Annotated in this window: 8 protein-coding genes; 1 reads left to right on the top strand and 7 read right to left on the bottom strand. The window is 47.7% G+C overall.

The genetic code is table 11. From position 1 onward, the window contains the following. Nucleotides 1–489 (top strand): SDR family NAD(P)-dependent oxidoreductase (locus ACWA6V_RS15390; RefSeq protein WP_449523322.1); only part of this gene is annotated, 489 nt, incomplete at its 5' end. An 89-nt stretch (nucleotides 490–578) separates the two neighbouring features. Here the strand turns inward: ACWA6V_RS15390 and ACWA6V_RS15385 are convergent. The 7 genes from ACWA6V_RS15385 to ACWA6V_RS15355 form a co-directional block, all read right to left on the bottom strand. Further along, nucleotides 579–965, bottom strand: a complete 387-nt coding sequence (locus ACWA6V_RS15385; RefSeq protein WP_310070780.1) for a DUF2802 domain-containing protein — start codon at nucleotides 963–965, stop codon at nucleotides 579–581. 62 nt (nucleotides 966–1,027) lie between these two features. Next, the gene (locus tag ACWA6V_RS15380; RefSeq protein ID WP_310070777.1) at nucleotides 1,028–1,513 is read right to left on the bottom strand and encodes a chemotaxis protein CheW; all 486 of its coding nucleotides are present in this window, start codon (nucleotides 1,511–1,513) and stop codon (nucleotides 1,028–1,030) included. A 133-nt stretch (nucleotides 1,514–1,646) separates the two neighbouring features. Next, a complete protein-coding gene (locus ACWA6V_RS15375) occupies nucleotides 1,647–2,657 on the bottom strand; it encodes a chemotaxis protein CheW (RefSeq protein ID WP_449523321.1) in 1,011 nt (336 codons plus the stop codon). Beyond that, nucleotides 2,654–3,490, bottom strand: coding sequence for a ParA family protein (locus ACWA6V_RS15370; RefSeq protein ID WP_449523320.1), 837 nt, complete (start codon nucleotides 3,488–3,490; stop codon nucleotides 2,654–2,656). Before ACWA6V_RS15370 ends, ACWA6V_RS15375 begins: the two co-directional genes overlap by 4 nt. Before the next feature lie 240 nt (nucleotides 3,491–3,730). Then, nucleotides 3,731–4,618 carry a hypothetical protein gene (locus ACWA6V_RS15365; protein ID WP_449523319.1) on the bottom strand — a complete coding sequence of 296 codons (888 nt, stop codon included), beginning with the start codon at nucleotides 4,616–4,618 and terminating at the stop codon, nucleotides 3,731–3,733. A 273-nt stretch (nucleotides 4,619–4,891) separates the two neighbouring features. Continuing rightward, nucleotides 4,892–5,572: a flagellar motor protein MotB gene (locus tag ACWA6V_RS15360; RefSeq protein WP_449523318.1), complete on the bottom strand. Its 681-nt coding sequence runs from the start codon at nucleotides 5,570–5,572 to the stop codon at nucleotides 4,892–4,894. 20 nt (nucleotides 5,573–5,592) lie between these two features. Beyond that, nucleotides 5,593–6,259 (bottom strand): flagellar motor protein (locus tag ACWA6V_RS15355; protein ID WP_449523317.1); only part of this gene is annotated, 667 nt, incomplete at its 5' end.

Below are 6,259 nucleotides of genomic sequence, written 5' to 3'. Positions count from 1 at the left end.
GCACTTGAAGATACGTTTGGGCGATTGGATGGAATCCTGTATAATGCGGCAGATTTAGGCGAGCGCACACCCATCAGTAATTATTCAGTTAGCGCTTGGTTGCGCTGCATGCAAATCAATGTGAATTCACCGTTTATGATGACGCAGGCGTTGCTGCCACTGCTGGAACGCTCAGAAAACGCGAGCATTTTATTTACCAGCTCCAGCGTTGCATTTAAAGGCCGTGCATTTTGGGGCGCTTATGCTGCATCCAAAGCGGCGACCGAAAACTTTATGCAGACACTACACGACGAACTGGAAAGCGCAACTCGCATTCGAGCCAATAGTATCAACCCCGGCGCGACACGTACTGCTATGCGCGCATCGGCGTATCCTGCAGAAGATCCGGAAACAATCAAAACACCAGAAGAATTAATGCCTTCTTATGTATATTTATTAAGTGATGAATCTGTTGGCGTTAGCGGGCAGGCATTTCATTATCAACAATAATTTCATGCTGCCATATTCACGCAAAGAATGACGCAATAAAAAAGGAGATCAATGGATCTCCTTTTTTTTACTCAGGCTTGAGAGTGTTATTAATGACTGGATTTTTGCATCATCTCCAGCAGCGAGGCTTCCGCACGGGACAGCCCACAGCGCCGCGCCACCTCATCACAATCCATACCCATCTTAAACATTTGTGCCGCCTGTGAATAAGGCTGGAATTCGTCGTCATTGTAGTAATCAATTTTTTCCGGCTGCTTAGCCGCATTGGCTTGCAAACGCTTTTCCATTGCCAGCAAACGCTGCCCCATGCCGACCGAACCACTGCTGGACGCCGCCACTTCGCGCATCAATTTTTGAATCAGTTTTTCATTTGCATCTGCTTGACGGCGCACGTGCTTCAAACTGAGCACGGCAATCACCAGTGCGATAACACTGACAATTGCAGATGCCGACAAACCTATTTCCAACACTGTCATGAGAGTTTCTCTGCGCCCGATTCCATCAATGACGGCCAGCTTGCCCTAAGTGGTGTAACAACTCAAACATCTTCCAACTCTGACCACTCTTCACTGGTCAGTAATTTGTTCAAGTCGATCAGGATCAAGAGTTCATTGTTTTTGTGGCAAACACCCTGGATGAACTTCGCACTTTCTTCATTGCCAACATTGGGAGCCATTTCGATTTCAGATTGGCGCAGATAAACCACTTCGGCCACGCTATCCACCAAAATACCAATCACGTGGCGGTCAGTTTCGATAATCACGATACGGGTGTTATCGGTAATCTCGCCGCTGGATAAATTAAAGCGGTGGCGGGTATCAATCACCGTCACTACGTTACCGCGTAAATTGATAATCCCCAACACATAGGATGGCGCTCCCGGTACGGGGGCTATCTCTGAGTAGCGCAACACTTCCTGCACTTGCATCACATTAATGCCGTAGGTCTCACCATCAAGACGAAAGGTTACCCACTGCAATACGGGATCATCACTACTCTTATTTTTTGCTGCATCAGTTGCCATCGTCTAATTCCTCTATGGCCGCCTCCGGTAGACGGCAAATCACGTAAATGTCGTTATAACTATAGCCGAGGACTTTTTCTATGCCACTTTTGTTTAATCTCCTAGGCCGGAGGAAATAATCAACCTGGCACAATCAGGCGGGTACAAAATTTTTATCTGCATCGACCAGCATTTGACCGATACGGGGTATATCCAACAAAGCGCACATATGATCTTTCACTGTGCCAGCAAGCCAAGGGCGCTTGCTGCGATCACTGCGCCACTTAACATCATCGGGCATCAAGGTGATAGGTTGATTCACCGAATCAACGGCCAACCCCCAAGGCACTCCGTTGATCGACATCACGTACTTTGCGGTTTCCAAAAACTTGGGATCATAACGCTCGGGCATCACAAACTTGGCCGTATTCACGGTACGGATTTTACCGGCCGGTGTGGGTTGCAGCCCCATAAACCAATCAGCCTGGCCAAACAACGGGGTCAACTCATCCGTTAGCGGCTGTATTTGCCCAAGCGATATCAGCGGTACCGCAAGCGTTAGTCCTGAAACCTTAAACAAGAGCACGTCAAAGCGCGATTGCGCCCACTGCGGACGGCCATTCTTCAGCCATTCCAACCCCTCCATTTGAAAATGCGCAACTTGGGAGATTTCTTCATGCGTAACCGCTGTGATCACCTCTACAGGAACAGCCTCGACAACTGGAGTTTCAATAATCCATTCCTGAATTTCATCAGGATCGCTGACAAATGAGGTTTTTGTCTCAGTCGAAACCTGCGTAGTTACTGGTGTATCCACTAATAATTGTGTTCGCGCCGATTGCAGCAGCTTTTCAAGTTGACGCTTCTGCTCCAGTGTTTGAACGGGTTCGGGTTCAGCAAATGCGGCTATAGGTTTGGGAGCAGATTTAGGCGTTGGCTCAGCGCGCAGGTTGGTTTTTTTAAGTTTTTCTTCCGGATTTTTTTTAGTCGGCAAGGAAACCACACGTGCACCACCGAAGCCTGCGGCAATCGGCATGGGGCGATCATCTATTGCCGCAAACGCATGCTCAAGTAAATCTTCTCCACCGAGCAAATCATCAAAGTAATGACTCAACCTGACGTCAGACGGCTTGATATCATCGCCGTAATCTTTTCGCTTACTCACGACACGACACCCGCCTTATTGGCGATAACTACTGGCGAGGTCTCGATTTTTGCTTCATCCGCACGTATCGCTTTTTCCAACCAATGCCAGAGAGACTGATAAGCCTCGGCACCACGGCTGGTTGCATCAAATAGATGGGGCGGTACACCGGCCTTACTCGCATCGCGGAAGCGGGTATCGATAGGAATATGGCCAGGCCAGGCCTGTTCAGGATAAGTATTTCGAATGGTACGCAAGCTCGTGACCGATGCTTGGGTACGGCGGTCAAACATAACGGGAACAATAGTATAGGCCAGGGCTTTCTTGCGTGAACGCGACATCATCTTAAGTGTGTTGACCATGCGCTCCAACCCTTTGAGCGCAAGGAACTCCGTCTGCACGGGAATCACCAAATACTGGCAAGCCGCCAATGCATTTACCATCAATACACCCAACAAGGGCGGTGTATCTATCAACACATAATCGTAATCATCGGCGATATGCGCCAACGCCCGGCTTAATACGAGCCCCATCCCATCCTGCCCTATCGCTTGGCGCTCCAGGGTAGCCAAGGCAGTGGTCGACGGCATTACATGAAGATTGGGATAATCGGTGGCGATGATCAGCCTGCGGATAGAATCCCGCGAAAGCTCTTTGCGCTCCTGGAACAAGGTGTAGCTGCTGAGGGTTTGGGAGTCAGGATCCTGACGGAAATAGGTCGATAGCGAACCATGCGGGTCAATATCCAGCAATAGCACACGTTTCCCTGATGAGGCAATTAGCCCCCCAAGCGACACACTAGTGGTCGTTTTACCCACCCCACCCTTTTGGTTTGCTATTGCCAGAACACGCACGTTTGAATCCTCGCTGGCGTCAAACACCAGACATTTTTGCCCCTATACCAAGCAAAGCAAGCTCTATGCCCACTCGCCTAAAAACGAGATTTTTCAATCAGCCGGAAGTTAATTATTGCCCAGCCCCAAGGAACGTCAAGCTATCGGCATTTATTCGGGAATATTTAGCGAGGATGTAAAGCGAAATTACTCGCTTGCGACAGGGAAAAGATCCGGCAGATTTTAAATGCCGGCGACCGATTACTGAGGTGCATCACTGAAACTAAAATTACTCAGGGGTATCACGCGGCGATTTGTTTGCTTGAGCATGGACTCAGCCCAGGTGAAGTTCTCAAACTGATGAAACAACGCATCAAAACTGCCATCATCCATCGCTATTTTCAACCCAAATGAAAGCCGCTCGGCGAGCAAAGTATTCGATTTATTCACATAGAAATACACCGGGTTTTCATAGCGAAGGAGCAACTCACGCTCAAGCGCCAACCCCTTATCTGCATAAGCGCTCACCTCAGGTAATACTTGATGGATGCCACGGGAGTAATAGTCAAACCGGTTAGATGCCAGCATTTTGAACAAATTAAAATAACTTAAGCTCAATACCAGTGGCAGTCCGTTTTCTTCCATAACGGTCCTATCCGGCCAGTGGGAGCCAATACCACCGCGTAAGCGACGCAAATCTTCTATGGACTTAACCTGAGAGAATCGAGCCTGATCATCTGCGCGAATTAAAAATACACGATGGTCACTCAAATTTTTTAACAGACGAATTTTAATGGGCATTAGCTGGGCTGGTGCATTCCTATTGTAGGGCATCCAGGTGATATCAACTCGGCCCAACTCAATTTCGCGCAGCAGCCGGTTGGTAATTGGCATAACCGGAACCAATTTAATCTGGTACGGCCCATGAGTAGATGCTGTTTTGGTCAGCGCTAGCTCTAACACCTTGCTGAAGTAATAATCGTCGTGATCAGGTGTGAGTTTTTTCTCGCGCGATATCACCACTGTCATTAACGGTTTTATACCATCGGCGAAAGAACTTACCGGTGCGGCCATTAAATAGAAGGCAAAAAAAATCAACATCAGGCATCTGCAGTGCAAATACATTTTACCCAATGCCAATAGACGCATAAATGGCCTCATGGAGTTCACCCTGAATGCCCCGACTTTTTATCAACGTGGACTAGCAGGTTAATTTGATGCTGACGAACCAGGTGCAGCTTGGGGCAATGGTTTAGCGGGTTCAACACTAATCTTGGGGCGATCCATTTTGCGTTTGGCAACCATAATAGCGACACGGCGATTTTGGGCCCTACCCTGTTCTGTATTATTCGAAGCCACAGGTTGGTACTCACCATAACCCACAGCAGGCAAGCGTTCAGGTGCAACACCTTTACTCCCCAGTTATTTCACAATAGCGATGGCTCGCGCAGTGGACAGCTCCCAGTTGGTAGGGTATTTCATGCTCTTGATAGGAACGTTATCGGTAAACCCTTCTACCTGAACCGGGTTTGAATAGCCCTGCAAAATGCCCGCAATTTCATCAAATATTTTTTGTGCTTGCTCGCTGGTATCTGCGCTGCCCGATGAAAATAAAATGCTGTCTTTCAACTCTATCTGCAACCACAACTCATTGCTGGAGACTTGGATCATTTGATCATTGATGAGCTGCGTAAATTTTTCAGTCACTAAATCCGAAATTTGTGTGAGTTCATCGCTGGTTTTGATTGGTTCATCAGGCTCCGGGATTTCAACAGGGGACTCCGTGCTGACGGCATGACCACTAGTTGCTGATGTTTGCTCCCCACTCACTGGTTCTACTGCTGTTTGCCCCATATCAATTGGTGCGATGATCGCCGCTGATGGCGAGCTGGTATCTTGCGGCTCAGCATTGGTTTGTGTATCAGTAGGTTGGTTGAATGCTTCAATAAAGGTATCAGATAAGACACGGTATTTACTGTCATTCACTTGGGAAATGGAATACATCACGACAAAAAAAGCAAACAGCAGAGTAATGAAGTCGGCATAGGAAATCAGCCAACGCTCTTGATTAACATGAACCTCTTGCCGCCTGCGACGAACCATAAAAGACTACTATTGTTTACTTAATGAGGATGCAAATAGCCGTTTAATTTCATTTCAATCGAACGAGGGTTTTCACCATCCGCGATAGCAATAATACCTTCGATAATTAATTCACGGTACTGCGAATTTTCATTTACACACATGCGCAATTTGTTAGACATAGGGATGAACACCAAATTCGCAAGTGCCACACCATAAATGGTCGCCACAAAGGCAATAGCGATCCCAGGCCCGAGAGTGGCAGGATCAGCAAGATTATTCATGACATGAATTAAACCCATTACGGCGCCAATAATACCGATAGTGGGTGCGTAGCCGCCCATAGACTCATAAAATTTTATCGCATCAAAATCGCGCTGTTCATCCACAATCAAATCCGTTTCCAAAATACGGCGAATCACTTCCGGCTCATTGCCATCCACCAATAGCTGCAAGCCTTTTTTTGCAAACTTGTCTTTTTCCCGCTCGGAAATTGCCTCAAGCCCCAAGAGGCCATCCTTACGCGCGGCGGCTGCCCAACGCACTATATTGGCAACACCTTGTTTAAAGGGAACATAAGGCGGTTTAAAAACCCAACTAACAATTTTTAACGCACGCTTCAAACTATTTTTAGAAGTCTGCAACATTGCAGCACCCAAGGTGCCGCCAAATACGATAAAAGCGGCGGGCCCATTAACCAATGTGCCC

The organism is Cellvibrio sp. (genome assembly GCF_053579595.1).
This window is presented reverse-complemented; position numbering and strand designations above follow the sequence as displayed.